This window comes from Nocardia sp. NPDC127526 (assembly GCF_042672265.1).
Lineage (GTDB): Bacteria > Actinomycetota > Actinomycetes > Mycobacteriales > Mycobacteriaceae > Nocardia.
Genome location: NZ_JBHXVO010000006.1, coordinates 1 through 26,097 on the forward strand (window position 1 = coordinate 1; position 26,097 = coordinate 26,097).

27 protein-coding genes are annotated in these 26,097 nt (G+C 68.1%); 18 read left to right on the forward strand and 9 right to left on the reverse strand.

What is annotated here, in order from left to right; genetic code table 11:
• Positions 1–361: 361 nt before the first annotated feature.
• Positions 362–961 carry a response regulator gene (locus tag ACFVIV_RS12865; RefSeq protein WP_379196348.1) on the reverse strand — a complete coding sequence of 200 codons (600 nt, stop codon included), beginning with the start codon at positions 959–961 and terminating at the stop codon, positions 362–364.
• Between the two features lie 53 nt (positions 962–1,014).
• Positions 1,015–2,193, reverse strand: a complete 1,179-nt coding sequence (locus ACFVIV_RS12870; RefSeq protein WP_379195651.1) for a sensor histidine kinase — start codon at positions 2,191–2,193, stop codon at positions 1,015–1,017.
• Positions 2,194–2,320: 127 nt separating this feature from the next.
• Between ACFVIV_RS12870 and ACFVIV_RS12875 the strand changes: the two genes are divergently transcribed.
• The 6 genes from ACFVIV_RS12875 to ACFVIV_RS12900 all read left to right on the forward strand — a co-directional run bounded on the left by ACFVIV_RS12875 (position 2,321) and on the right by ACFVIV_RS12900 (position 8,254).
• A complete protein-coding gene (locus tag ACFVIV_RS12875) occupies positions 2,321–3,283 on the forward strand; it encodes an SDR family NAD(P)-dependent oxidoreductase (protein WP_379195653.1) in 963 nt (320 codons plus the stop codon).
• 110 nt (positions 3,284–3,393) lie between these two features.
• Positions 3,394–4,539, forward strand: a complete 1,146-nt coding sequence (locus ACFVIV_RS12880; protein ID WP_379195655.1) for an epoxide hydrolase family protein — start codon at positions 3,394–3,396, stop codon at positions 4,537–4,539.
• A gap of 4 nt (positions 4,540–4,543) precedes the next feature.
• Positions 4,544–5,110 (forward strand): thioredoxin family protein, encoded by a 567-nt coding sequence (locus ACFVIV_RS12885; protein ID WP_379195657.1) that lies wholly within the window; start codon positions 4,544–4,546, stop codon positions 5,108–5,110.
• 168 nt (positions 5,111–5,278) lie between these two features.
• The gene (gene hrcA / locus ACFVIV_RS12890; protein ID WP_379195659.1) at positions 5,279–6,319 is read left to right on the forward strand and encodes a heat-inducible transcriptional repressor HrcA; all 1,041 of its coding nucleotides are present in this window, start codon (positions 5,279–5,281) and stop codon (positions 6,317–6,319) included.
• Positions 6,320–6,357: 38 nt separating this feature from the next.
• The gene (gene dnaJ, locus ACFVIV_RS12895) at positions 6,358–7,509 is read left to right on the forward strand and encodes a molecular chaperone DnaJ (protein ID WP_379195661.1); all 1,152 of its coding nucleotides are present in this window, start codon (positions 6,358–6,360) and stop codon (positions 7,507–7,509) included.
• Positions 7,510–7,513: 4 nt separating this feature from the next.
• Complete coding sequence (locus tag ACFVIV_RS12900; RefSeq protein ID WP_379195663.1) at positions 7,514–8,254, forward strand: 16S rRNA (uracil(1498)-N(3))-methyltransferase; 741 nt, start codon at positions 7,514–7,516, stop codon at positions 8,252–8,254.
• Positions 8,255–8,451: 197 nt separating this feature from the next.
• Here the strand turns inward: ACFVIV_RS12900 and ACFVIV_RS12905 are convergent, their stop codons facing one another.
• Positions 8,452–9,684 (reverse strand): MFS transporter, encoded by a 1,233-nt coding sequence (locus ACFVIV_RS12905; protein WP_379195665.1) that lies wholly within the window; start codon positions 9,682–9,684, stop codon positions 8,452–8,454.
• A gap of 132 nt (positions 9,685–9,816) precedes the next feature.
• On the opposite strand from ACFVIV_RS12905, the gene ACFVIV_RS12910 reads away from it, so the two are divergent.
• The 6 genes from ACFVIV_RS12910 (at position 9,817) to era (ending at position 15,221) form a co-directional block, all read left to right on the forward strand.
• Positions 9,817–10,713: a LysR family transcriptional regulator gene (locus ACFVIV_RS12910; protein ID WP_379195667.1), complete on the forward strand. Its 897-nt coding sequence runs from the start codon at positions 9,817–9,819 to the stop codon at positions 10,711–10,713.
• 197 nt (positions 10,714–10,910) lie between these two features.
• Complete coding sequence (locus tag ACFVIV_RS12915) at positions 10,911–11,981, forward strand: PhoH family protein (protein WP_379196350.1); 1,071 nt, start codon at positions 10,911–10,913, stop codon at positions 11,979–11,981.
• A 22-nt stretch (positions 11,982–12,003) separates the two neighbouring features.
• A complete protein-coding gene (ybeY, locus tag ACFVIV_RS12920; RefSeq protein WP_379195669.1) occupies positions 12,004–12,558 on the forward strand; it encodes an rRNA maturation RNase YbeY in 555 nt (184 codons plus the stop codon).
• Positions 12,555–13,880, forward strand: coding sequence for a hemolysin family protein (locus ACFVIV_RS12925; RefSeq protein WP_379195671.1), 1,326 nt, complete (start codon positions 12,555–12,557; stop codon positions 13,878–13,880). The genes ybeY and ACFVIV_RS12925 overlap by 4 nt, the downstream gene beginning before the upstream one ends.
• Positions 13,873–14,283 carry a cytidine deaminase gene (locus ACFVIV_RS12930; protein ID WP_379195673.1) on the forward strand — a complete coding sequence of 137 codons (411 nt, stop codon included), beginning with the start codon at positions 13,873–13,875 and terminating at the stop codon, positions 14,281–14,283. The genes ACFVIV_RS12925 and ACFVIV_RS12930 overlap by 8 nt, the downstream gene beginning before the upstream one ends.
• Complete coding sequence (gene era / locus ACFVIV_RS12935) at positions 14,280–15,221, forward strand: GTPase Era (RefSeq protein ID WP_379195675.1); 942 nt, start codon at positions 14,280–14,282, stop codon at positions 15,219–15,221. The genes ACFVIV_RS12930 and era overlap by 4 nt, the downstream gene beginning before the upstream one ends.
• A gap of 243 nt (positions 15,222–15,464) precedes the next feature.
• On the opposite strand, the gene ACFVIV_RS12940 is transcribed toward era, so the two are convergent.
• Positions 15,465–16,880, reverse strand: a complete 1,416-nt coding sequence (locus ACFVIV_RS12940; RefSeq protein WP_379196352.1) for an amidase — start codon at positions 16,878–16,880, stop codon at positions 15,465–15,467.
• Between the two features lie 114 nt (positions 16,881–16,994).
• Positions 16,995–17,456, reverse strand: a complete 462-nt coding sequence (locus tag ACFVIV_RS12945; RefSeq protein ID WP_379195677.1) for a GNAT family N-acetyltransferase — start codon at positions 17,454–17,456, stop codon at positions 16,995–16,997.
• A gap of 217 nt (positions 17,457–17,673) precedes the next feature.
• Between ACFVIV_RS12945 and recO the strand changes: the two genes are divergently transcribed.
• From recO to ACFVIV_RS12960, 3 genes are all read left to right on the forward strand, one after another.
• On the forward strand, positions 17,674–18,453 hold the full coding sequence (recO, locus tag ACFVIV_RS12950; protein WP_379195679.1) for a DNA repair protein RecO: 780 nt from the start codon (positions 17,674–17,676) through the stop codon (positions 18,451–18,453).
• Positions 18,454–18,545: 92 nt separating this feature from the next.
• Positions 18,546–19,349, forward strand: a complete 804-nt coding sequence (locus ACFVIV_RS12955) for an isoprenyl transferase (protein WP_379196354.1) — start codon at positions 18,546–18,548, stop codon at positions 19,347–19,349.
• Positions 19,346–19,753, forward strand: coding sequence for a CesT family type III secretion system chaperone (locus ACFVIV_RS12960; protein WP_379195681.1), 408 nt, complete (start codon positions 19,346–19,348; stop codon positions 19,751–19,753). The genes ACFVIV_RS12955 and ACFVIV_RS12960 overlap by 4 nt, the downstream gene beginning before the upstream one ends.
• Before the next feature lie 55 nt (positions 19,754–19,808).
• Here the strand turns inward: ACFVIV_RS12960 and ACFVIV_RS12965 are convergent, their stop codons facing one another.
• The gene (locus ACFVIV_RS12965) at positions 19,809–20,432 is read right to left on the reverse strand and encodes a TetR/AcrR family transcriptional regulator (RefSeq protein ID WP_379195683.1); all 624 of its coding nucleotides are present in this window, start codon (positions 20,430–20,432) and stop codon (positions 19,809–19,811) included.
• Between the two features lie 103 nt (positions 20,433–20,535).
• Here ACFVIV_RS12965 and ACFVIV_RS12970 point away from each other — a divergent pair, with 103 nt between their 5' ends.
• A complete protein-coding gene (locus tag ACFVIV_RS12970) occupies positions 20,536–21,495 on the forward strand; it encodes a hypothetical protein (protein WP_379195685.1) in 960 nt (319 codons plus the stop codon).
• A gap of 165 nt (positions 21,496–21,660) precedes the next feature.
• Here ACFVIV_RS12970 and ACFVIV_RS12975 read toward each other — a convergent pair whose 3' ends face one another.
• The 3 genes from ACFVIV_RS12975 to ACFVIV_RS12985 form a co-directional block, all read right to left on the reverse strand.
• The gene (locus ACFVIV_RS12975) at positions 21,661–22,074 is read right to left on the reverse strand and encodes a Fur family transcriptional regulator (protein WP_379195687.1); all 414 of its coding nucleotides are present in this window, start codon (positions 22,072–22,074) and stop codon (positions 21,661–21,663) included.
• Between the two features lie 3 nt (positions 22,075–22,077).
• Positions 22,078–22,377, reverse strand: coding sequence for a metalloregulator ArsR/SmtB family transcription factor (locus ACFVIV_RS12980; RefSeq protein WP_067541339.1), 300 nt, complete (start codon positions 22,375–22,377; stop codon positions 22,078–22,080).
• Between the two features lie 193 nt (positions 22,378–22,570).
• Complete coding sequence (locus ACFVIV_RS12985) at positions 22,571–23,518, reverse strand: hypothetical protein (protein WP_379195689.1); 948 nt, start codon at positions 23,516–23,518, stop codon at positions 22,571–22,573.
• Positions 23,519–23,773: 255 nt separating this feature from the next.
• Between ACFVIV_RS12985 and ACFVIV_RS12990 the strand changes: the two genes are divergently transcribed.
• Entirely contained in the window at positions 23,774–25,165 is a 1,392-nt protein-coding gene (locus ACFVIV_RS12990; protein WP_379195691.1) for a glycine--tRNA ligase, read from the forward strand.
• Positions 25,166–25,380: 215 nt separating this feature from the next.
• Positions 25,381–26,091 (forward strand): DUF6875 domain-containing protein, encoded by a 711-nt coding sequence (locus ACFVIV_RS12995; protein ID WP_379195693.1) that lies wholly within the window; start codon positions 25,381–25,383, stop codon positions 26,089–26,091.
• Positions 26,092–26,097 lie beyond the last annotated feature (6 nt).

Consider the following 26,097-nt stretch of genomic DNA (forward strand, 5'->3'; position numbering starts at 1 on the left):
TTAATTGACAGTTCGCCTGCGGCGGACCAACACACAGGCACACGGGCTGGTGACCAGACGGGCTGGTGCCCGGACCGGCCGACAATCGCACCGGCTGGCGACTGCACCGGCTGGCGACCGGACGGGCTGGCGACCGGACGGGCTGGCAATCGGACGGGCTGGAGAGTGGACGGGCTGGCGACCGGACGGGCTGGAGAGTGGACGGGCTCGGATAGAGCGGCCTGGTGACGGCATTGGGGTTCGCCTTCGGCGGGCCGAGGCATCGGCATTTCGTGGGAGGCGCTGGTTGGGCACCAGCATTCTTGGGGGGCGGCTGGGCGGCGGTTGGACTGCTGGGTCATGCAGTGCTGGTGGGGTCTGGCTAGCTATTGGGCGCGTGTAATCCGATGACGGCCAGGCGGACTCGGTTTGTTGCTCCGGTTTTGGCCATCAGGTTCGTCACGTGGGTTTTCACCGTGGTGAGGCCGATGTGCAGGCGCTGGGCGATTTCCGCGTTGGACAAGCCGTCCGCGACCAGCGCGAGGACTTCGGACTCGCGGTCGGTCAGGCGCAATTCTGTTGTGGGCGTGCTGGGTTCGGGGGTATTGCTAGTGCGGGCGGCGACGGCTGAACCTACTACGCGGTGCAGGACGTCGCCGGAGAAGGAGCGTTCGCCGGTGGCGGCGCGGCGGATGGCGTCGATGAGCTGGGCGGGGGCGGTGTCTTTGACGAGGAAGCCGAAGGCGCCGGCGGCGAGGGCGGGGTAGAGGTGATCGTCGTCGTCGAATGTGGTCAGGGCGAGAACCTTGGTGGACGGGTGGGTGGCGAGAATGGCTGCGGTGGCACGGATTCCGTCCATGCCGGGCATGCGCAGGTCCATGAGCACCACGTCGGGGCGGAGGTCGGTGGCGAGGCGGACGGCGTCGCTGCCGGTCGCGGCCTCGGCCACCACCTCGAGGTCGGCGGCCGTCTGGCAGAGCATGCGCAGGCCCGCGCGCACCAGTTGCTGGTCGTCCACGATCAGGATTCGTACTGTCACAGCGACTCCCGTGGTTCGACGGGCAAATGTGCGGCCAGCCGCCAGCCGACGTCCTGGGAGGCGGCGGTCAGCGTCCCGCCGAGCAGCGCGACTCGCTCCCTGAGGCCGATCAGCCCGAGCCCGGTCGATCCGGCGCGCTTGGATCCGCGTGAGTTGGTGCGGGGGTTGCCGCCGCGATCGCGGAGCTCGAAGCTCACGCCGTCGGTTCCGGCCGTGATTCCCAGCCGCGCGTTGGCGTCCACTCCGGCGTGCTTGGCGATATTCGCGAGTCCTTCCTGGGTGAGTCGGAGCAGCGTGAGGGCGGTCATGGCGTCGACGGCGGTGATCTCGCCATCGATATTGGTTTCGACGCGCAAGCCGAGGACGCGGGCGCGTTCCACGGCCGCGTGCAGGGCCTCTGGCAGATCGGTTGGGGCAATGAAGGATTCGCCGGTGGCTTGGGGATCGCGCAGGATGGTCACCAGCTTGCGGAGATCGGCGAGGGTCTGGACACCGCTGGTGTGCACGTCGTCGAGCACCTCGCGGACTTCCAGTGGCGCATCGGGCAGGGCGAGCTGGGCGACGCCGACGCGCAGCACGGTGGAGGACACGTGGTGGGCGATCAGGTCGTGCAGTTCCCGGGCGATGGCGGTGCGCTCCCAGGCCCGCGCGGCGGCCACCTCCGCGTGGCGGCGCTGGGTGATCTCGGCGGCCTCCCGGCGTGCCGTGTGCACGGCCTCTCGCGCGGTGCGCAGCAGCCAGCCCAGCACGAGCGGTACGCCCGCCATCACAATCGCTCGATAGCCGGTCGCGGCCGCGCTCCCGGTCGAGTGGAACAGGTACGCGCCGCCGAGCGCCGCCGCGCCGACCAGCGGTTGCGCGCCACCGCGGCGGGCCGCGAGCTCGGTGAGCGCGATACCTGCGGCGACCTTCGGGACCAGCGGACCGGCATCGCCGAATTCGAAACCGATCAGCAGCAGGGCGGTCGTGACCAGCGCGGTGACCAGCGGCCAGCGGACTCCGCCTGCGGTCGCCGCGATCGAGGCGAGTGCGATCGCCCAGTCGGCACCGCTGGGTGAGTCCACGAGCAGCAGTTGGCAACCGACCGCGAGCACGGTCAGCACGATCATGCGCACCGGGAGCGACCGCGCGTCGAGCAGCCAATCGACACCTCGGGTCATACCGGTCGAATCCACGTCGTCATCATGCCTTTTCTGCGCGGTGCGCATCTCCTACCCAGGGAGGAGGCGGCTCATCCCACTGGTCGGAATCCGGGCCGCCGGGTGGATCTGCCGGATGCTGCCGCGCTCGACAGTGGAAGCCATGAGCGACGACAAGATCACCACTGCGGCGGACTCCGATGAGCAGGCGGCGAAACCCAGCCGCCGGAAACTGCTGGGCGCCATGGCCGCGTCCGGCGTGGTCGCGGGTGCGGCCGGGCTCGCCGCCGGGGTCGCCCTGGGCGCCGACTCCAATCCGCCGGCCCTGAAGCCGAATGGCCTGCGGCGCTTCGAGAACAAGGTCGTTCTCATTACCGGAGCCACCTCCGGCATCGGCGCGGCAGCAGCCGGACTCTTCGCCGCCGAAGGCGCGAAGGTGGCGTTCTGCGGCCGTCGCGTCGACCGTGGGCAGGCCGTGGAACGCGCGATTCGCGAGGCGGGCGGCGAGGCCACCTACCTGCGCGCGGATGTGCTGGTGGAAGCGGAAGTCCGGGACTTCGTCGATACGGCCGTCACCAAGTACGGCGGCCTGCACGTGGCATTCAACAACGCGGGCATCACCATTCAGAAAAAGCTGCACGAGTACAGCGCCGACGACTTCGACCGGGTCGTCCACACCAATCTGCGCGGCACCTTCCTCGCCATGAAATACCAGGTCCCCCACATGATTCGAGGCGGCGGCGGCACCATTGTCGTCACCTCCTCCAGCAATGCCCTCGCCACCGACGGCGGCCGCGCCGCCTACACCGCCGCCAAACGCGGCCTGGTCGGCCTGGTCCAGTCGGCCGCCCTCGACTACGCCGGCGACAATATCCGCGTGAACGCCCTGGTGCCGGGCACCACCGACACCGAACTGGTCCGCCGCGCAGCGGGAATGGAAGCCGTCCCCGACGACGCCTACCAGGTCTTCATGCGCCAATGGGCCCGCCTGAACATCCCCGGCCTCGCCCGCCTCGCGACCCCCGCCGAAATCGCCGCCTTCGCCCTCACCCTCGCCTCCTCCGAGCACTCCTACCTCACCGGCGCGCAACTGGTCATCGACGGCGGCAAGACCGCCCACGCCTGAGCTACGACCGGTGTCGGACCGGGCGCACACGGTTTCGGACGCGTCGGATCGTCGCCCGGTCTACGCTGCTGCCGACAGAGCTCCATGCCCCGCACGCGAGGAAAATCGTCATGTTCGACGACATAGTTCCCTTCCGGGTCGAGATCTCGCCTGCGCAATGGCGGGAGCTGCGGCAGCGGTTGAGTGAGACACGGTGGCCCGCACAGATTCCGGGGGTGGGGTGGGATCGCGGGGTGCCGGTGGACTATCTGCGGGAGCTGGCGGGGCACTGGGCGAGGCGATTCGATTGGCACGCTTGGGAAAAGCGGCTCAATGCGTATCCGCAGTACACGACCGTCATCGATGGGGCGCGAATCCATTTCCTGCACATCAGGTCCCATCGATCCGATGCGACGCCGCTGATCATGCTGCACGGGTGGCCGAGTTCGGTGCTGGAGTATCTCGATGTCATCGAACCGCTCACCGATCCCGAGGACGGCGGGCCGGCGTTCCATCTGATCATTCCGTCGCATCCGAACTTCGGGTTCTCGGGTCCGGCTCCGGATACCGGTTGGGACAGTTACCGGATCGCGGGGGCGTACGCCGAACTCATGCGCCGCCTGGGGTATCCGCGCTACGGCGTGCAGGGCGGGGACTTCGGCTCCTTCATCGGGCCGAATATCGGCCGCCTCGACGCCGATCGGGTGATCGGCGTGCACGTCAATGCCGCCGGGTTCGGGTTCATTCCGTTCGGCGGGATGACCGATGAGGTCGCCGCCACCTTGAGCGATCGCGAGCGGGCGAAGCTCACGCTGGTCGGCAGACTGCTCTCCGACGGCGGGCATTTCCAGATCCAGGGCACCCGCCCGCACACCCTCGGCTTCGCCCTGGCCGATTCCCCGGCGGGACAGCTGGCCTGGATCGTGGAGAAGTTCCACTCCTGGACCGGAACCGAAGGCGCGCTGGAGGATCGCGTCGATCGCGACCATCTGCTCGCCACCGTCTCGGTGTACTGGTTCACCAATACCGGCAGCTCCTCGGCCCAGCTGTACTACGAGACGCTGCACGCCCAGCGCCAGCCCACCCGCTCCACCGTCCCGACCGCGGTGGCCAATTTCGCGACCGATCCGGCCATCCGCCGCTTCGCCGAACAGCTCAATACCATTGCCCGCTGGACCGAATTCGACACCGGCGGCCACTTCGCCGCCATGCAGACCCCGGATCTGCTGGTCGCCGACATTCGCGCCTTCTTCACCGAACTGACCGGCGCACAATGAAACCATGGCGCTCGAATCGTTCATGACCCCGATCGGCACGCCCGCCCCCGACTTCACCCTGCCCGCCGTGGACGGCGAGAAGGTCTGGCTCGGCGGTTTCGACACCGACCCGGCCCTGCTGGTCATCTTCCTGTCCAATCACTGCCCCTACGTCCGCCGCATCGAGATCGCGCTCGGCGAACTCACGGCCGAGCTGCGCACGCGCGGCCTGGCCACGGTCGCCATCTGCAGCAACGACACCGAGCGCTATCCCGACGACAATGCCGAGCGGCTGCGCGAGCAGGTGCTGCGCGCGGGCTTCGTCTTCCCCTACCTGATCGACGAGTCCCAGGAGGTCGCCCGCAAGTTCCGCGCGGCCTGCACCCCCGACCTGTTCCTCTACGACGCCGACCGCCGCCTGGCCTACCGCGGCCAATTCGATCCGGCCCGGCCCGGCAATCTGGTGCCCTCCGACGGCTCCACCCTGCGCACCGCCGTCGACCTCGTGCTCGCGGGCAAACCCGTCCCCGAACCGCACATCCCCAGCATCGGCTGCGGCATCAAGTGGAAGCCCGGCAACGAGCCGAAGTGACGAAGAACCGAAGGTAACGAGCCGTCGTCGTTCCGGTGACGACCGGCGCGCAGGCAATTTGCCCATCGGCAACTAAACTGGACTCGGATATCCGGGAATCCGTGTGATCACTGCCAGGCCGTCGAGGCGGTGACGCGTGTCCCGACAGCGAGCGAGGAGGTGGGGCCCATGTCGAGTACCGAGCAGCGACGGCTCGAGGTCCTGCGTGCGATCGTGGCGGACTACATCTCGACCAAGGAGCCGATCGGGTCCAAGACCCTGGTGGAACGGCACAATCTGGGCGTCTCCAGCGCCACGGTCCGCAACGATATGGCCGTGCTGGAGGCCGAGGGCTACATCACCCAGCCGCACACCAGCTCCGGGCGCATCCCCACCGACAAGGGCTACCGGCAGTTCGTCGATCACATCTCCGAGGTCAAGCCGCTGTCGAATGCCGAGCGGCGGGCCATTATGGAATTCCTGGAAAGCGGCGTCGACCTCGACGACGTACTGCGCCGCGGGGTGCGGCTGCTGGCGCAGCTGACCCGCCAGGTCGCCATGGTGCAGTACCCGACCGTGTCGGCCTCCACCGTCCGGCACATCGAGGTGGTGGCGCTCAATCCGGCGCGGCTGCTGCTCGTGGTGATCACCGACACCGGCCGCGTGGATCAGCGCCTGGTCGATCTGGGCAATGTGGTCGGAGAGGACGATCTGGCCGCACTGCGCGGCATGCTCGGCAAGGCCATGGAGGGCAAACGTCTCGCCATCGCCTCCGCATCGGTCGCCGAACTTCCCGAGCACGCGCCCGCCCGGTTGCGCGATGTGCTCGTGCGGGTGTCGACGGTGCTGGTGGAGACCCTCGTGGAACATCCCGAAGAGCGGCTTGTGCTGGGCGGCACCGCCAATCTCACCCGCAATGCCTCCGATTTCGCGGGCAATGGCTTCCCCGGTTCGCTGCGTTCGGTGCTGGAGGCGCTCGAGGAGCAGGTCATCGTGCTGAAGCTGCTGGCAGCCGCCCAGCATCCGGGTACGGTTACCGTGCAGATCGGCGAGGAAACCAAAGTCGAGCAGATGCGTGGCACGGCCGTGGTGTCCACCGGATACGGGATGCCCGGTACCGTTCTAGGCGGTATGGGGGTTTTGGGCCCGACCCGCATGGACTATCCGGGGACCATCGCATCGGTCGCGGCTGTCGCACGGTATATCGGTGAGGTGCTCTCCGAAAGGTGAGCACGCTGAGAGAGACGAAACAGGACTAGAGAGCTCAAGTGGCACGGGACTATTACGCACTGCTCGGCGTCGCACGGAATGCGACCGACCAGGAGATCAAGCGCGCCTACCGCAAGCTGGCGCGTGAACTGCATCCCGACGTCAACCCGGATCCGGAGGCGCAGGAACGGTTCCGGGAGGTGTCGACCGCCTACGAGGTGCTGACCGACGCCGAGAAGCGCCGCATCGTCGATCTGGGCGGGGATCCGCTCGAGAACGGCGGCGGCATGGGCGGCGGGTTCTCCGGCGCCGGCTTCGGCGGCCTCGGCGACGTCTTCGAGGCGTTCTTCGGCGGCATGAGCGGCTCGGGTCCGCGCAAGCCGCGCGGGCGCGTGCAGCCCGGCGCGGATTCGCTGCTGCGCACCCGGCTGTCGCTGCAGGAGTGCGCGGTCGGCGTCACCAAGCATCTGACCGTCGACACCGCCATCCTGTGCGATCTGTGCCAGGGCGCGGGCACCAATGGCAACTCCAAGCCGGTGCGCTGCGAAACCTGCGGCGGCGCGGGCGAAGTGCAGAGCGTGCAGCGGTCCTTCCTGGGCCAGGTCATGACCTCGCGGCCGTGCCCCACCTGCCGCGGCGCGGGCGAGACCATTCCCGATCCCTGCCGCAAGTGCGGCGGCGACGGCCGGGTGCGCTCGCGCCGCGAGATCGCCGCGCCGATCCCGGCCGGTGTGGCCGCCGGTATGCGCGTGCGCCTGGCCGCGCAGGGCGAGGTCGGCCCCGGCGGCGGTCCCGCCGGCGACCTCTACGTGGAGATCGTGGAGCAGCCGCACGACACCTTCGTGCGCGACGGCGACGACCTGCACTGCACCATCCGCGTGCCCATGGTGGACGCCGCCCTCGGCGCCACCGTCGTCATCGACACCATCCTCGACGGCCCGGTGGAACTGACCATCCCCGCCGGCACCCAGCCCGGCGAGGCGTCGGTGCTGCGCGGCCACGGCATGCCCAAACTGCGCGCCCAGACCCGCGGCGACCTCATCGCCCACCTGGACATCGTGGTGCCGACCAAGATGGACTCCAAGCAGACCGAACTGCTGCGCAAGTACAAGGGCCTGCGCGCCAACGAGCGCACCGAGGTGCTCTCCACGCAGTCCGAGCACAACAGCGGCCTGTTCGCCCGCCTGCGCGCCTCCTTCAGCGGACGCTGACCCGGTGGCCGCCACCGTCTTCTACCTAGACGACATCCCCGCGCCGGGTGCGACGGCGGTCCTGGACGGCCCCGAAGGCCGCCACGCCGCCACCGTCCGCCGCACCCGGGTCGGAGAGCCCATCACTCTCTCCGACGGGCACGGTGTGGTCGCCGAATCGGAAGTGGTTGCGGCCCAAAAGGACCGTCTCGAACTGAAGGTCCTGAACCGCCGCCTCGCCGACCCGGTGACCCCGCAGGTCACGGTGGTGCAGGCGCTCCCGAAGAACGACCGCTCCGAACTCGCCGTCGAACTGATGACCGAAGCGGGCGCGGACGCCATCGTCCCCTGGCAGGCCGCCCGCTGCGTCGCCAACTGGGAAGCCAAGGCCCACAAGGCCGTCGAGAAATGGCGCGCCGCCGCCAAACAGGCCGCCCGCCAATCCCGCCGCCCCTATATCCCGGACGTGGCCGACCTGCACCGCACCTCGGACGTCGTGGACTTGGTCCGTACCGCCAAAGCGGCAGGCGCGGTGGTAGCGGCCCTGCACGAATCTGGCGAGGGCCGCTTCACCGAACTCCCGTTCACCGACGCCCCGGAAGTCATCCTGATCGTCGGCCCCGAAGGCGGCCTGGACGATTCGGAACTGTCCGCCCTCGCCGCAGCGGGCGCGGACATCGTCCTGCTCGGCCCGACGGTCCTGCGCACCTCGACCGCCGCCGCGGTCGCCCTGGGCGCGCTCGGCGCGCTGACCCCGCGCTGGTAGCGGGGTCGAGGACGACAGTTCGTCCGCCTCGCATCGGAACCGGCGCGGGCGATGCGAACATGCCCGTCCGCTCCGCCTGCGCCACAATGAGGGCACGGCCGCAACGTGATCGGCTGCGGCGCAGGCGCTAGCTGCGCGCGACCTGCGCTCTGACAGCATCGGCCCGGCGGGCGTTGAGCTTGCCCCGCTGTTCTGCGTCAGCGGAGAAACGCTGCCGCGTCGACAGTCGAGCGGCTGCGCGCCGTGATGTGCAGCCAGGTCGCCAGTGCGGCGGCGAGGAAGACGAGGGTCGAGACGTACATCGCTACGCCGGGCCAGCCGTGGTGTCCGTAGGCGAGGCCGGCGCCTCCGCCGATTACCGAATTGCCTGCGTAGTAGGCGAAGACGTAGAGGGAGGAGGCGGCCGCGCGGTTGCCCTGTGCGGCTGCGCCGACCCAGCCGCTGGCCACGGCGTGCGCGGCGAAGAAGCCTGCGGTGCAGAGCAATACGCCGAGCAAGATGGCGGGGAGGCGGTCGGGGAGGGTCAGGGCCAGTCCGGCGGCCATGGTGGCGATGGCCGCGCCCACCACCCGGGAGCGGCCGAGGCGGTCGGCCAGGCGTCCGGCAACGGTGGCCGCGATCGTGCCCGCGAGGTACATGATGAAGACCGAACCCGCGGCGGCTTCGGACAATTCGAATGGTGTCCGGGTCAGGCGGTAGCCGAGGAAGTTGTAGACCGCGGTGAATCCGCCCGCGAGCACGAAGGCCAGCGCGAACAGCGGGAGCAGCGTGCGGTGGCGCAGGTGGCCTGCCAGATCCGTGGCGAGCCCGCGGATTCCGAGCGGCCGGGGGCTGAAACCACGCGATTCCGGTAGTGCCCTCAGGAACCAGAGCGTGCACACCGCCGCTGCGGCTGCTACGGCTGCGGCGGCCCACCGCCAGGAGGCCGCTTCCAGTGTCACCGCCGGAATCAGCCGTCCTGCAAGGCCGCCCACGCTCGTTCCGGCCACGTACACGCCCATGGCAGCGCCCAGACCGGAGGCGCCGATCTCCTCGGCCAGGTAGGTCATGGCCACCGCGGGTACCCCGGCCACGGCGACGCCCTGTATCGCTCGTCCCACGAGCAGGCTTTCCAGTGTCGGCGCGAAAGGCAGCAGCAGGCCGATGGCGGCGGTGGTCACGGCGGAGACCTGCATGACGCGGGTGCGGCCGAAGCGGTCTGAGAGCGTGCTCACCGGGATGATCGCGACCGCGAGCAGGCCGGTGGTGAGGGAGACCGCGAGGGCCGCGTGGGCGGGGGTGGCGCCGAAGGCTGCGGACAGGCTGGGGAGCAGGGCCTGGGCGCTGTACATGGAGGCGAAGGTGGTCAGGCCCGCGGCGAACAGTGCGAGGGTGATCCGGCGATCGTGCTGGACGGCGGCGACGGGCGCATCGGCGGCTGCGGTGGTCATTTTCTGAGCATGGGTAACCAGCTCTTCGAAAGGAAATGCATAATAATCACCGAGTTCATGCGCTGACGGCATAAGCGGTGGTCTTCGCAAAACCCGCTGTCACGGACGTGACGTGCTGCACGGGAGGTCGATATGCCCGGTGACGAGCTGTACTGGTTCACCACCCTCGCCGAACTTGAGCGCGTCGGCGCGGCGGCCGAGCGCCTGCACCTGGCGCAGCCCACCGTGTCGCGCATGCTCGCCCGCCTGGAGCGCCGCCTCGGCGTCCAGCTCTTCGACCGTCATGGAAAACGCCTGACCCTCAACGACTTCGGCCGCGTCTACTACGAGCACGCCCGCCGCGCCCAGGCGGAGATGGATGCCGCGGCAATGGAACTCGCCGATCTCGCGAATCCGGCCAAGGGTGTGGTCCGGCTGGCCTTCCAGCATTCACTCGGCGCACGCGTGGTGCCCGAACTCATCGCGGGCTTCCGCCGCACCTCCGGCCGCGTGACCTTCACTCTCGCCCAGGACGCGGCCGACAGCGTCACCGAACTCGTGCTCGCGGGCACCGCCGACCTGGGCCTGGTGTCCCCGAAACCCATTGCGCCGCGGGTGGGCTGGCGTCCGCTGCTGCGCCAGCGCCTGGGGCTCGCCGTCCCGGCCGACCATCGCCTGGCCACCCGCCGCCACGTCCACCTCTCCGATGCCGCCGAATCGGACTTCATTGCCATGCATCCGGGTTTCGGTATGCGACATGTCCTCGACGACCTCTGTGCCGCAGCGGATTTCCGTCCGCACATCAGCTTCGAATGCAGCAATCTCACCACCATCGCCGGGCTGATCGCGGTCGGCCTGGGCGTCTCGATCCTGCCGCTCGACGATGCTCCGATGAACACCCCGCATCCCGGCCTCGTCCTGCTCCCGCTGGCGGATTCGATCGCCGTGCGCGAGGTCGGCATGGTCTGGTCGCCGTCCGCCGCGCCGTCGGATGCGGTCCGCCGCTTCCGCGACTTCACCTTCGACTGGGCCGCCCAGCGAGACCGATGAGCGGCGGCCGTTCCGGTCACCGGCACGGCTCGAGCCCATGACGGTTGGACGTCTTCGCAGCTGGTAGCCCTATATTCACTGGGCGGTGTCGGTGGTCGGCGCTAAACTTTCATCAACGAAGCAAAGGCTCGAGACCGGAAAGCAGGCTATAGCCACTTTTGAGAACACCAGGCGAAATCGGCGACCAGAACACCCCCATTGCCGGCATCGGGGCCGGCGGCAACGGGTCCGGACCGGCGGGGCGGACCGTTCGTTCCAGCATCGAATTGGCACCGGAGTCGGTGTTCGGATTCCTGGGTTCGGCTGACGAGAACCTGCGTGAACTCGAGCGGCTTCTCGATGCCGACATCCATGTGCGCGGCAATTCCGTCACCCTCACCGGCAAGCCGGCCGATGTGGCGCTGGCCGAGCGGGTGGTGGCGCAGCTGGTGGCATTGACCGCCCGCAATCGCGTCGTCTCCCCGGAGGCCGTCCGGCACACCTACTCCATGCTCACCGAGGGCTCCTCCGACTCCCCGGCCGAGGTGCTGAGCCTGGACATCCTGTCCCGGCGCGGCAAGACCATCCGGCCGAAGACGCTGAACCAGAAGCGCTATGTCGACGCCATCGACGCGCACACCATCGTGTTCGGCGTCGGCCCGGCCGGTACCGGCAAGACGTATCTGGCCATGGCCAAGGCCGTGCAGGCGCTGCAGACCAAGGCGGTCAACCGCATCATCCTGACCCGGCCGGCGGTCGAGGCGGGGGAGCGGCTGGGCTTCCTGCCGGGCACCCTCAACGAGAAGATCGACCCGTATCTGCGCCCGCTCTACGATGCCCTGCACGACATGATGGATCCCGAGGCCATTCCCAAGCTCATGGCCGCGGGCGTCATCGAGGTCGCGCCGCTGGCGTACATGCGCGGTCGCACGCTGAATGATTCGTTCATCATTCTCGACGAGGCGCAGAACACCACCGCCGAGCAGATGAAGATGTTCCTCACTCGCCTGGGCTTCGGGTCCAAGATCGTGGTGACCGGCGATGTGACCCAGGTCGACCTGCCGAACGGGTCGCGCTCGGGCCTGCGGGCGGCGACGGAGATCCTCACCGATATCGACGACATCCACATTTCCGAGCTCACCAGCGCGGATGTGGTGCGGCACCGGCTGGTCGGAGCCATTGTCGATGCCTATGACCGGTACGAGTCGGAGTCCCGGCCGCCCGCGGCCGTGCACTATCCGGGAAATCGGGCGCAGCGACGTGCCGCGAGCCGCGCGGAGCGACGCTGAACTCGGCCGATACGCTTAGCGCGTGAGTATCGAGATCGCCAATGAATCGGGTATCGAGGTATCCGAAGAAGAGCTGGTCAGCGTCGCGCGGTTCGTGATCGGTCAGATGGATGTGCATCCGGCGGCCGAGCTGTCGATGGTGCTGGTCGATCTCGACACCATGGCGGATCTGCACATGCGCTGGATGGACCTGCCGGGTCCGACCGATGTCATGTCCTTCCCGATGGACGAGCTGGAGCCGGGCGGGCGGCCCGATGCCGCCGAGCCCGGCCCCTCCATGCTCGGCGATATCGTGCTCTGCCCGGAGTTCGCGGCCCAGCAGGCCGAGAAGGCCGGCCACTCCATGGACCACGAGCTCGCCCTGCTGACCGTGCACGGCGTCCTGCACCTCCTCGGCTACGACCATGCCGAGCCGGAGGAGGAGAAGGAGATGTTCGCGCTGCAGGCCTCGCTGCTGGAGGGCTGGTACGAGAGCCTGCGCGAGGCGCAGGTGCGGGCGGAGCTGGCCGAGCGGGATCGGCGGCTGCTGGGCAAGACCGGATTCACCGATGCCGGTGATCCGCTGGACCCGGCGTGAATTCATTCGTTCTGCTGGTGCTGGCCATTGTGCTGGTGCCCGCGGGTGGCATTTTCGCGGCGCTGGATTCGGCGCTGAACACCATTTCCGCCGCCCGCGTGGACGATATGGTGCGGGCCGAGCGCACCGGCGCGGCGCGCTTGCAGCGCATCATCGCCGATCGGCCGCGCTATGTGAATCTCATGGTGCTGCTGCGCATTCTGTGCGAGATCAGCGCCACGGTGCTGCTGGCGGCGGTGCTGCTGGACTGGATGGGCGAGGTCAAGGCGCTGCTGGTGACCGCGACGGTCATGGTGCTGGTCGACTATCTGGTGATCGGCGTCGGGCCGCGCACCCTGGGCCGCCAGCACGCGTATTCGCTGGCGCTGGGCGCCTCGCTGCCCTTGCAGGCCATCGGGACCATGCTGGGCCCGGTGAGCCGGCTGCTCATCCTGATCGGTAACGCCATCACCCCCGGTAAGGGATTCCGCAACGGCCCCTTCGCTTCCGAGATCGAGCTGCGCGAGGTCGTGGACCTGGCCGGTGAGCGCGGCGTGGTGGACGACGAGGAACGCCGGATGATCCAGTCGGTGTTCGAGCTCGGCGAGACCGCCGCCCGCGCGGTCATGGTGCCGCGCACCGAGATGGTGTGGATCGAGGCCGACAAGACCGCCTCGCAGGCCATGAATCTGGCTGTGCGGTCCGGGCATTCGCGGATTCCGGTGATCGGCGAGAACGCCGACGACATTCTCGGTGTCGTGTATCTGAAAGACCTTGTGCCGTACGCGGATCGGAGCAAGAAGGTGCGGGTGCGCGAGGTCATGCGCCCGGCCGTGTTCATTCCGGACTCCAAACCCCTGGACGCCCTGCTCGACGAGATGCAGCGCCGCCGCAACCATATGGCGCTGCTGGTGGACGAATACGGCGGTATCGCCGGCCTGGTCACCATCGAGGATGTGCTGGAGGAGATCGTCGGCGAGATCATCGACGAGTACGACACCGACGAGATCAACCCGGTCGAGGACATCGGCCACGGCAAATACCGTGTCTCCGCGCGGCTTCCGGTGGAGGATCTGGGCGAGCTGTTCGATATGGAGATCGACGACGAGGATGTCGACACCGTCGGCGGCCTGCTCGCGCATGCCCTGGGCCGCGTACCGCTGCCGGGTTCCAAGGCCGTGATCCACGGCCTGCAATTGCGCGGCGAGGGCGGCGCCGACGCGCGCGGCCGGGTGCGGGTGCACACGGTCGTGGTGCGCCGCGCCGCGGACAAAGCCAGAACCGAACCGGCCGAACACAAGCCGGGTGCGGGCGCACACGAGGATGGAGAAGGCGATGATTGAACTGGATGCCGAGGACAACAAGCTGCTGATCCTCGCTCGTGGCGCGATGGGGCGTACCGGCGGCAGCGGCGGCGCGGCGGTGCGCGATCTCGACGGGCGCACCTACGCGGCCGGTGAGGTGGGCCTGGCGGCGCTGCGGCTGACCGCCCTGCAGGCCGCGGTGGCGGCCGCCGTCTCCAGCGGCGCCGAGGGCTTCGAGTGCGCGGTCGTGGTCGCGGGCAAGTTCTCCGATCCGGGTGTGGCCGCGGTGCGCGAGGTATCGCCTTCGGCGCGAATCATTTTCACCGACGCCAAGGGCGCGGTGTTCGAAATGCTGGAGGGCCCCGTCGAGGGCGATCCGGCGACCCGGCCCGGCATTCCCGAGGGCTTCGATCTGGAAACCGAGTCGGAGGTATTCGAGTGAGCAATTCCAAGGACGAATTCCGTTCGGGCTTCGTGTGTTTCGTGGGCCGGCCGAACACCGGCAAGTCCACGCTGACCAATGCGCTGGTGGGGCAGAAGATCGCCATCACCTCCTCGCGCCCGCAGACCACCCGGCACACCATCCGCGGCATCGTGCATCGCGAGCACGCCCAGCTCATCCTGGTCGACACCCCCGGTCTGCACCGGCCGCGCACCCTGCTCGGGCAGCGGCTCAACGACCTGGTGCGCGATACCTATTCCGAGGTCGACGTCATCGCCATCTGCATTCCGGCGGACGAGAAGATCGGGCCCGGCGATCGCTGGATCGTGGAGCAGGTCAAGATGATGGCGCCCAAGACCACCCTGCTCGGCGTGGTCACCAAGATCGACAAGGTGAGCCGCGACCAGGTCGCCCACCAGCTCATGGCCGTCTCCCAGCTGCTCGGTCCCGAGGCCGATGTGGTGCCGGTGTCGGCGGTCAAGGGCGAGCAGGTCGAGGTGCTCATCGATGTCATCGCCTCGAAGATGCCCGAGGGCCCGGCGTTCTACCCGGACGGCGAGCTCACCGACGAGCCCGAGGAAACCCTCATGGCCGAGCTCATTCGCGAGGCCGCCCTGGAGGGTGTGCGCGATGAGCTGCCGCATTCGCTCGCGGTGGTCATCGAGGAGGTGCTCGAGCGCGAGGAGAACGAGGACGAGTCCGAGGGCAAGCGCTCCGCCCCCGGCATGCTCGACGTCCACGCCCTGCTCTACGTCGAACGCCCCAGTCAGAAGGCCATCATCATCGGCAAGGGCGGGGCCCGGCTCAAAGAGGTCGGCACCAATGCCCGCAAGCAGATCGAGCACATCCTCGGCGTCCGCATCTACCTGCATCTGCACGTGAAGGTCGCCAAGGACTGGCAGCGCGATCCGAAGCAGCTCGGCAAGCTCGGCTTCTAAGCGTGTGGACAGAAGTCCCACTCGTCATCCCGGCGTGCTTTTGGCCGGGATCCACCACGCCGTGCGAGATTCCGGCCAAAGCACGCCGGAATGACGGGGAGAACTTCGAGCAGGCGCTTGGCCGACCGGGAGCGCTGTTCCAGCGGTCGTGCGCGCCTCCTGCGCGGTGACCGTGTGCTTCGGCAGGGGCGTCACCGCAAGGGATTGCGGCCACGGGATCCGGTGCGGGTCAGTGGATACGGGTCACGCGGCGGGCCGGCTCCACCAGTCCGTGGGGCGCTGTTCGTACCACTTCAGCTCGGATTCCAGTTGGGCGGCAACGGAAACCAGCAGCGGCTCGGAGTCGGCGGGACCCATGAGCTGTGCGCCGACCGGCAGGCCGCTCGCGGTGAAGCCCGCGGGGACGTTCACCGCGGGCCAGCCCAGCACATTCCACGGCCAGGTGTAAGGGCACGCGGCGGTGATGAGCGCGTCCGTGGCCCAGTTGCCGATGCCGTCGATCTCGTGCACGCCCGGGGGAGGGGTGGCCGTGGTCGGGGTCAGGGCGATGTCGTAATCGTTGAAGAAGCGGCCGATTCGCATGCGCAGCAAGGGTTCCGCCCGGCGCGCGGCGAACAGCAGCGGTTCCAGGATGCGGCCGGTGAGCGCATTGGACTTGGTGCGCGGGTCCACGACCGCGCCGGGCAGGCGGTTCAGGGCCTCCCGGATGCCGACCATGGAGCGCGGCAGGAAGGTCGCGCCCATGAGGACGCCGTAGTCCAGGTCCGCGATGGTCACCTCGTGGCCCAGGCGGCGCAGTGTGTTCGCCGTCGCGTGCACGCGCGCTTCCACCTCGCGATCGAGCGCGGTCTTGGTGGCGGTGAACGGGATTCGCAGCGAGAGCGCGATACGTAGCCGACCCGGATCGCGCCCGACGGCGTCGGAGACGCGCAGCGCGCGCGGCGTGTGCTTGTCACCGGGATGCGGTCCGGCGGCGGCGTCGAGCAGCAGCGCGGCGTCGGCGACCGTCCGGGCGAGCGGCCCGTTCACGGTGAGCCCGTGGAACGCTTCGGGCAGCGGCCAGGTGGAGATGCGCCCGCGCTGCGGCTTGATGCCCACCAGGTTGTTCCACGCCGACGGGATGCGCACCGACCCGGCGCCGTCGGAACCCAGTGCGGCGGGGACCAATCCGGCCGCCACCGCCGCCGCGGATCCGCCGGAGGAGCCGCCCGGGGTATGTCCAGCGCTCCATGGATTCCGGGTGTGCCCGAACGCGTCACCGCTGGTGAACGGCAGCTGCCCGAGCTCGCAGGTATTGGTCTTGCCGACGATCACGGCTCCGGCCGCCCGCAGCCGCCGAACCGATTCGGCGTCTTCGGTTTTCACGGGGAACTCGCCGCCGCATCCGAAGGCCGTCGGCGTCCCGGCGAGATCGGTGTCGTCCTTGATGGCGATCGGCACGCCGAGCAGCGGAGCCCGTTCCCCCGCGGCGAGTCTCCGATCCGCCTCGGCCGCCTCGGCCAGCGCCGCGTCCCGCCGCACGATCCGGAAGGCATTGAGCGTGCCCTGACTGGCCTCGATCCGGTCGAGGGCCGCGCCGGTCGCCTCCACCGCCGTGACCTCGCCCTTGACCAGCGCCGCCGCCAGCTCCGCCAGTCCGAATTCGCCAACCGGCGCCATCGTCATGTGAACCCCGTCTCCCTGCCGTACCGGGGAAACGTAGCGCGATTCTGGTCACACGTCCAATGCCTGTCACCCGACTGGTACAGGAGTGCGAGCCCGCCGAGACGCGCGTCAGGCGAGGTCTTTGGCGAGGATGTACTCGACGGCGCCCGGCGGAAAATCGGGCACCTCGCCGACGATCCGGAAGCCGTGGCCGAGATAGAACTTCGGCGACTGGAAATCCCAGGTCTCGGTCCGAGCGCGCGTGCAGCCCCGCTCCTCGGCGATCTCCTCCGCGGCGGCGAGCAGCCGGCCGCCCAGCCCGGCCCCGCGATGGTCCTCGTGCACCCAGAACATATCGATGACCAGCCAGTCCGCCCAGGTTCTCCCGGTGAGCCCGCCGATCATCCGCCCCTCTTGGACCAGATAGACCTGTACCGGCTCATCCCCTTGCTCGGGCAGCTGATTCAGCCGTTGCAACACCGGCGAATGCCGGCTGTTGTACTCGTCGAGCCGCTCCTCCAGCAATGCCAGCCGCTCCTCGCTGACCTCTGCTTCCAGCACTACCGCGGACACCGTTTCCGAATTGGTCACCGCCCCATCATGATCGCCCCTGCCGCTCGGCAGCCAGCCATTTACCGGGCCTGCGCCCGCAGCGCTGAGCGGTATAACGGCCCACGGCCGCGGCGGAATTCGCGCCCACGGGAGGTCAGTGTGGGGTAAGGCATTACCGAAGCCGTGCGTGGCGCCGTCCGGTACACGCCCCGCGACACTGTGCGCCCCGGTCGGTGGTCCGTGCGAGACTGTTGCGGTGCGGTTGTATCGGGATCATGCGGTGGTGTTGCGCCAGCACAAGCTGGGCGAGGCCGACCGTATCGTCACCCTCCTGACCCGCCAGCACGGCCTGGTCCGCGCGGTCGCCAAGGGGGTCCGGCGGACTCGCTCCAAATTCGGCGCGCGCCTGGAGCCCTTCGCCTATATCGACGTGCAACTCCACCCCGGCCGCAACCTCGACGTGGTCACCCAGGTCCACACCGTCGAATCCTTCGCCGCCGACATCGTCGCCGACTACGGCCGCTACACCACCGCCTGCGCCGTCCTCGAAACCGCCGAACGCCTGGCCGGTGAAGAGCGCGCTCCCGCGCCCCGCCTGCACACCCTCACCGCCGGAGCCTTGCGCGCCATCGCCCTCGGCCAGCGCCCCCACGAGTTGATCCTCGACGCATTCCTCCTACGCGCCATGGGTTTCGCCGGCTGGGCCCCCGCCCTCGACGACTGCGCCCGCTGCGCCACCCCCGGCCCCCACCGCGCCTTCCACGTAGCCGCGGGTGGCGCGGTCTGCGTCCACTGCCGCCCGCCGGGCGCCGCCACCCCCATGATCGGCGTCCTCGACCACATGAGCGCCCTGCACCGCGGCGACTGGTCCGGCGTCACCTCGATCCCCGACCACATGCGCCGCCAAGCCAGCGGCCTCATCGCCGCCCACTTGCAATGGCACCTGGAACGCCAACTCCGCACCCTGCCCCTCATCGAGCGCACCCGCCCGCACGAGGCGGCCGAACAGGTCGAACCCGCCGCCGCAATCGGCTGATCACCTGCGGGGTCCCCTCCGATGTGGGGAGTTCGTGGAGTTCGCGTGTGAATCCCGTGGTCGAAGTCGGGCGTGTTCCGGCGTCGGGCAGGATGGTGGGCGTGATCGGTAACCGTAAGCCCTCCACAGCACTGCGCACTGTGCGTCCGCCGTCGCCGCATCCGTCGGGGGCCACGCCGCCCGCTATTCCGGCCGAGTTCGTGCCCAAGCACGTGGCGCTGGTGATGGACGGGAACGGGCGGTGGGCGCAGGATCGGGGGCTGCCGCGGACCGCCGGGCACGAGCGGGGGGAAGCGGTGTTGATGGACACCGTGGAGGGGTGCATCGAGATCGGGGTGAAGTGGCTTTCGGCGTACGCGTTCTCCACCGAGAACTGGAAGCGGAGCCCGGACGAGGTGCGGTTCCTCATGGGGTTCAATCGCGATGTGATCCGGCGGCGGCGCGACGAGATGCACGAGATGGGGGTGCGCGTGCGGTGGGCGGGGCGGCGACCGCGGTTGTGGCGCAGCGTGATCAAGGAATTGGAGATCGCGGAGGAGCTCACGCAGGACAATACGGTGATGACGCTCACCATGTGCGTGAACTACGGCGGGCGGGCCGAGATCGCCGATGCCGCACGGGAAATCGCGCGGCGGGTGGCGGCGGGGGAGCTGGATCCGGAGAAGGTGAACGAGGCCACCGTCGCGCGCTATCTGGATGAACCGGATATGCCGGATGTGGATCTGTTCCTGCGGCCCTCGGGTGAGCTGCGGTCCTCGAACTTCCTGATCTGGCAGTCGGCGTACGCCGAATTCGTGTTCCAGCACACGCTTTTCCCGGATTTCGATCGGCGCAACCTGTGGGAGGCGTGCCTGGAGTACGCCAAGCGCGATCGCCGGTTCGGCGGCGTGAAGTGAGCGACGAGCTGACCACTGCCGAGGAGCTGCAGGCGCGGGCGGGGGCCTGCCTGCTGCGGTACGACGTCGATGTGCGCGTCGAGGACGGCGGTCTCGGATTCGAATTCGACGGCGCGCTGTGCTCGCTGCGCGCGGTCAATCTCGCGCCCGGCCTCGACGTGCTCACGCTGACCTGCGTGCTGGCCTGGGATCGCCCGCTGAAACCGCAGTTGCACAAGCGCGTTGCCGAACGCAATGCCGCGCTGCAGTTCGGTTCCATCACCGTCGTGGGCCACGACAAGCAGGCCGATGTGATCCTGCGCTACACCTTCCCGGCGGCCGGCCTGGACGACGAAGCGCTGGCGACGATGCTGCTGCTCGTGCTGTCCGGGGCCGGGCGGGCGCGGCAGGGCTTGCTGTCCTGAGGGGCCGCCGCCTCGCGGCCGGTGCACACCAGCGGGTGTGAACCTCGAAACTCGTTCAGCCGTGGGTGATTTGGCTAGCGGTGGCGCGGTAGTCCGGGAACAGCTGGGTGACGCCGCGGGCCAGGGTTTCCGGATCGGTATCGCCCAGAATGAGGTATTGCAGGATGAATCCGGGCAGCACGCCGAGCAGCGCCTTGGCCACGGCGTCGGTGTCGGCGTCCGGTGGGAGCCAGCCGACCTCGACCATGCGCTCGGCATAGTCGCGCCACAGCCGGCGGATGCCGCCGATATTGGTGCGGACGTAATCGCCGATATTGGGATCGGTGAGGGCCAGGGCCCACGCCTGGGGGATGAGCCGCACCGGACCGCCGGGGGCGCTCAGGGCGACGATGGTCTCGGCAATGGTGCGAATGAGTTCCGGGGGAGTGGGGAGCGGATCGCTGTGCACGGCTTCGCTGAGGGACGCCCGTAGGTCGACCGTGGCCTCGGTGGTGAGGGCCGAGATGATGTCGTCCTTGGACTTGAAGTAGCGGTACACCGCACCCGCGGACAGGCCGGACTCGGCGAAGACGTCCTGCATGGTGGTGGTGTGAAGGCCCTTGCGGGCGAAGCACGTTTGCGCGGCGTCGAGGATCTGCTGCCTGCGGCGTTCCAGGTGTTCTTCGCTTACTCGGGGCATGCGTCCAAAGTAAAACGAATATCCGTTCTTGACAAGCTGACAGCTGGATGTCAGGGTTGTCCCAACAAAAAGAACGAACCTTCGCTTTTTTGGAAGTGACCTGATGAACACCACAAAACGCGCCGTCGCCCTCGGGCTCGCCGCCACGCTGATCCAGGCCGTCATGCTCATCGCCTTCGCGTGGCCCGCCGCCAATATCGCCCCCCGCGACCTCCCCGTAGCCGTCGCCGGCCCGCAAGCCGCCGCGGTCGCCGACAAGCTCGCCGCCCACGATCCCGACGCCTTCGACATCCGCACCTTCGCCGACGAGCCCGCCGCCCGCGCCGCCATCGAGGACCGCGAGGTCTACGGCGCCATCATCACCGGCGCCCAGCCCCGCACCCTGATCGCCTCCGCCGCGAGCCCCGCAGTGGCCCAGCAACTTTCGGCCATGACTCAGCAGCTCTCCGGCACCGCCGCCGCCCCCGCCGAAGACGTGGTCGCCGCCGATCCGGACGACCCCCGCGGCAGCGGCTTCGGCGCCATGGTCCTCCCGCTCGTCATGTCCGGCATAGCCGCCGGCGTCCTGCTCACCCTCCTGATCCCGTCCATCCCGGCGCGCGCCCTCGGCCTGACCACCTTCGCCCTCGCCGGCGGCCTGCTCAGCATGGCAATCGTCCAGGGCTGGCTCTCCCTGATCCCCGGCAATTACCTCACCATGGCCGCCATCGCCGCCCTGGTCTCCTTCGCCGTAGCCGGAACCGTGGTTGGCCTGGCCGCCGCCCTCGGCCGCCCCGGCATCGGCCTCGCCGCCCTCACCATGCTCCTCATCGGAAACCCCTTCTCCGCAGCCACTTCCGCCCCCGAAATGCTCCCCCAGCCCTGGGGCGCCCTCGGCCAACTGCTCCCGCCCGGCGCCGCCGCCTCCCTCCTCCGCTCGGTAGCCTTCTTCGACGGCGCCGCCGCAGCCACCCCCCTGACAGTCCTCCTGACCTGGTCCGCCGCCGCCCTGGCCCTACTCGCCTTCGCCGCCCTCCGCACCCGCGAATCAACCCCGGCCCCCGAACTCGCTCCAGCCGCCTGACCCAAAACCCAACGCGCCCCGTGCAGAAACTGCACGGGGCGCGGGTTGCGTTGGGGGAGTTGGAGGTACGCCCCCGCCTCTTGATTTGGGGGTTCGGGGGCTTGCCCCCCGATTTCTCTTTGGAGGTGTGGGGGCGAAGCCCCCACGACCTAGCGTCAGCGTCTTTCAGCGCTTTCCATTGGAGCAGGGCCGGCAGGTGCCGAAGATTTCCATGGTGTGGCTGATGTCGGTGAAGCCGTGTTCGGCGGCGATGGAGTCGGCCCAGGCTTCAACGGTGGGCCCTTCCACCTCGACGGTGCTGCCGCAGTTGCGGCAGACCAGGTGATGGTGGTGGCCGGTGGAGCACTGGCGGTAGACGGATTCCCCGGAGTCGGTGCGGAGCACGTCGACCATGCCGGCTTCGGCGAGGGATTGCAGGGTGCGATACACGGTGGTCAGGCCGATGCCCTCACCGCGTTTGCGGAGTTCGTCGTGCAGTTCCTGCGCGGAGCGGAATTCGTCGATATCCGCCAGCAGGGCGGAGATGGCGCTGCGCTGGCGGGTGCTGCGGACGCCCACGGTCTTCTCGCTGCTTCCCACGGGTCACCCTTCCTCGGCGTGGGCGACGGCGTCGATCACGATGTGCGCCAGGTGTTCGTCCACGAGTTCATAGATCACTTCACGGCCGGTGCGTTCGCCGCGCACCACGCCCGCCGACTTGAGGATGCGCAGGTGCTGGCTGATCAGCGGCTGCGTCACCCCGAGCGTGTCGACCAGTTCGTGCACGCAGCGCGGTGATTCGCGTAGCTGCAGCACGATGGCGATGCGCACGGGTGCGGCGAGAGCGCGCAGCAATTCTCCCGCGGAATCGAGAATCGTGCGCGACGGCACCGCGGGCGGCATGGGCGACCGGTACGGGTACGGGTCGTGGGGGATCGCGGCCGGGGCCTCGGTCGCGACGCGGGAGCGCCGCAGAGGTGCACCGCTGTCCGTGGTCATCGGAACCAACTCCTTATTGGAAATCGATGCCAAGTATCCGTATGCACAGGTGTGCATGTCAAATAGGCGCGCGGGAATGGTCCGAAGCGCCTCCGATTCAACAGTCGGTTCCGGTCGCGATCGGCAAGGTCGGATCGAAGTACGACTCCGGCGATCGGGTGTCCGGAGTGCCGCCATATGTGCTGGGCGGGTTGCTGTAGTTGGGCGCCAGGAAACCCTCACCGCCCAGTTCGCAGTTCACCGAGTAGGCGAACCCCTTGGCGGCGCCGATCCACATTCCCTGCGAGTCGTCGGTCCACTTCTGGTCGTCGACCAGGATGTAATCGATCTGATCCCGGACTACCGAGATGATCTCGAAGTAGTCCGTCAGCTGCGGCGGGGAATCGGTATGGAAGGCATAGGCGATGAGGTAATCGGTGTGTACCACCAGGTCACCCTCCTCGTTGAGCGCGACCGTCATCGACCCGTTGACCCGTGGTTTCACCGGCAGCAACTCGTAATCGGGATGAATGCGCTCCAACAGCCACCAGGTCTTCTCCTCGTCGCCGGGTACGAGCAGCGGCCGGATATCCCGTTCGGCATGGATCGGTGCGAGCAGTCTCAGCGCCGGCTCGGCGTCGTGATAGCGGATCGTGTACGCATTGAGCCGCGACAGGGTGATCAGCAGTTTCGCGCGTTCCATGGCGTACGCGACCTGCTCCGCCGAATACCGCCCGACCGGTGCCGCCGCGGGCAGTACGATGCCCGCCTCGCCTTCGAACCACGACGCCGCGGGCGTGCCGTCGTACGGGTGATTCAGATCCACGCGGCTGGTATCGACGGTCGTCGTAGGCGCCGAGGTCGGCCGTGTCGTGGCCACCGCGCTCGCGGGATCATCGCCACCGAGCCGCGGCAGCAGGACCACTGCGACCGCCACCAGCGCCGCCACACTGCCGATCACCGCAAGGCCGATCAGGCGCTTCTTCCGCCGCTGCTCGCGCAGCGCGCGCGTTTCGGCCGCCCGTGCCCAGGCGTCGTCGAACGGTTGGAAGGGAAAATTCTGCATGGCCGACCCCCGTCGGAACTTCGTCCCTCGCCGCCGCTACCGCGCGACGCCCTCCCCGGCGGTCCGCGCTCGGCGGCCTATGCCTTTTCACTATCCCCCACGGGACCGAATGTGTCCCTCGATTCGGACCTTTCAGACGCGGCCGGGTGTGATCCACCGCCCGTCTAGGCCGAGTGGGTGTAAAACCCGTAGCACCGTGCAGATAGTCTTGAAGCAATCCCTTGCAATCTTCCGGACCGGATGGAGATATCTCGAGTGGCACCCAAGTCGAAGGTGGACACCGTCGCCAACCTCGCCAAGCGTCGGGGTCTGGTGTACCCGAGCGGCGAGATCTACGGCGGCACACGGTCGGCGTGGGACTACGGGCCGCTGGGTGTCGAGCTCAAGGAGAACATCAAGCGCCAGTGGTGGCGTTCCATGGTGACCAGCCGCGATGACGTGGTCGGCCTGGATTCCTCGATCATCCTGCCGCGCCAGGTGTGGGTGGCCTCGGGCCATGTCGCGGTGTTCAACGATCCGCTGGTGGAATGCCTCAACTGCCACAAGCGGCACCGGCAGGACCACTTGCAGGAGGCCTACGCCGAGAAGCACAAGCTCGACGACCCGGATGCGGTGTCCATGGAGCTCATCGTGTGCCCGGACTGCGGCACCGTGGGCAAGTGGACCGAGCCCAAGGACTTCAACATGATGCTGAAGACCTACCTGGGCCCGGTGGAGTCCGAAGAGGGCATGCACTACCTGCGCCCGGAGACCGCGCAGGGCATCTTCGTCAACTACAAGAACATCGAGACCACCGCGCGCAAGAAGCCGCCGTTCGGCATCGCCCAGATCGGCAAGAGCTTCCGCAACGAGATCACGCCGGGCAACTTCATCTTCCGCACCCGCGAGTTCGAGCAGATGGAGATGGAGTTCTTCGTCAAGCCCGGTGAAGACGAGCAGTGGCATCAGTACTGGATCGACACTCGCATGGCCTGGTACACCGACCTGGGCATCGATCCGGAGAACCTGCGCCTGTACGAGCACCCGAAGGAGAAGCTCTCGCACTACTCCACCCGCACGGTGGACATCGAGTACCGCTTCCGCTTCCAGGGCAGCGAGTGGGGTGAGCTGGAGGGCGTCGCCAACCGCACCGACTTCGACCTGAAGACTCATTCCGAGCATTCGGGGCAGGACCTGAGCTTCTTCGACCAGAACACGGGCGAGCGCTACACCCCGTTCGTGATCGAGCCCGCGGCCGGTCTGACCCGCTCGCTGATGGCGTTCCTGGTGGACGCCTACAACGAGGACGAGGCGCCGAACGCCAAGGGCGTCATGGAGAAGCGCACGGTGCTGCGCCTGGATCGCCGCCTGGCTCCGGTGAAGGCCGCCGTGCTGCCGCTGTCGCGCAATGCCGATCTGTCGCCCAAGGCCAAGGATCTGGCCGCTCAGCTGCGCAAGAACTGGAATGTCGAATTCGATGATTCCGGGGCGATCGGCCGACGCTACCGTCGTCAGGACGAGATCGGCACCCCGTTCTGCATCACCGTGGACTTCGACACCCTCGAGGATCACGCGGTCACGGTGCGCGAGCGGGACTCCATGGCGCAGGAGCGGATCGCTCTAGATCAAGTAGAGGGCTACCTGGCCGCCCGTCTCATCGGCGCCTGAGAACGGGTCGGCAACGACCTGAGAGTTGCATTCAGAAAAGACCGGTCAATGCCTGACCGGTCTTTTCTTTATTCATCTGCCCCCGAAATTTGGGGCGCTAAAGCGTAATTCAGGTATCGCACTACTCGTGTTAACGACCCATGACCGGCGCACTATGGAATAGGTGTATGGGCAACGGCGCTCTTCGCTGTAGCTCGATTCTGCCGAGGTGAGTCATGAGCGAGCGTGTTACTGGCCCCCGCTCGGGGCTGCAATGGGTCTCATTGGGGGACACCGGATCATCTTGTCCAGCCGCCCGGTCCACGGTAGCGGCTTTTCGATCTTGGGCTGAATCCTTTCTGACCCGTCCCAGTGACGAACTGGGTCGAGACGGGCCCGTGTGCCCGTATGTCCGGCCGTCCATGCGGCGCGATCTGCTGTGGCTGGCGCAGGTCCCGGCCGCGGAGCCGCGGCCCATGTGGGTACGGGCGATCATCAAGGACGCACTGGAGGTTTATCCCGAACTGCCTACGGGGAACGGCAGTTCCACCTCCGTGTTGCGCGCATTGATCACGGTGTTCCCGAACCTTACCGACTATTCACTCATCGATGAGATCCACGAAGAATTCAAGAGCAAATTCGTGGAACAGGGAACGATGCTCGGGCAATTTTACCCGGGTTGCGATCAGCCGGGCTTGTGGAACAAGGATTTTCGGCCATTGGACGCGCCGCTGCCCATGTTGGTGGTGCGTTCGATGATGACAACCGATTTCCCGTTCCTGCTCGGTAAGCCGGAATGGATGAACGCGTACGTGCGCAAGTTCGCACCCATGGTGCCCGCGCATGTGCGAGCGGTCATGGTGGGGCGCTTGACCTCTCGCCCCGACACCTGGGTGCCGGCGTACGAGGAACAGCCCGAAGACGACTGCTCGCCCGCGACCCGGTGAGGTGTC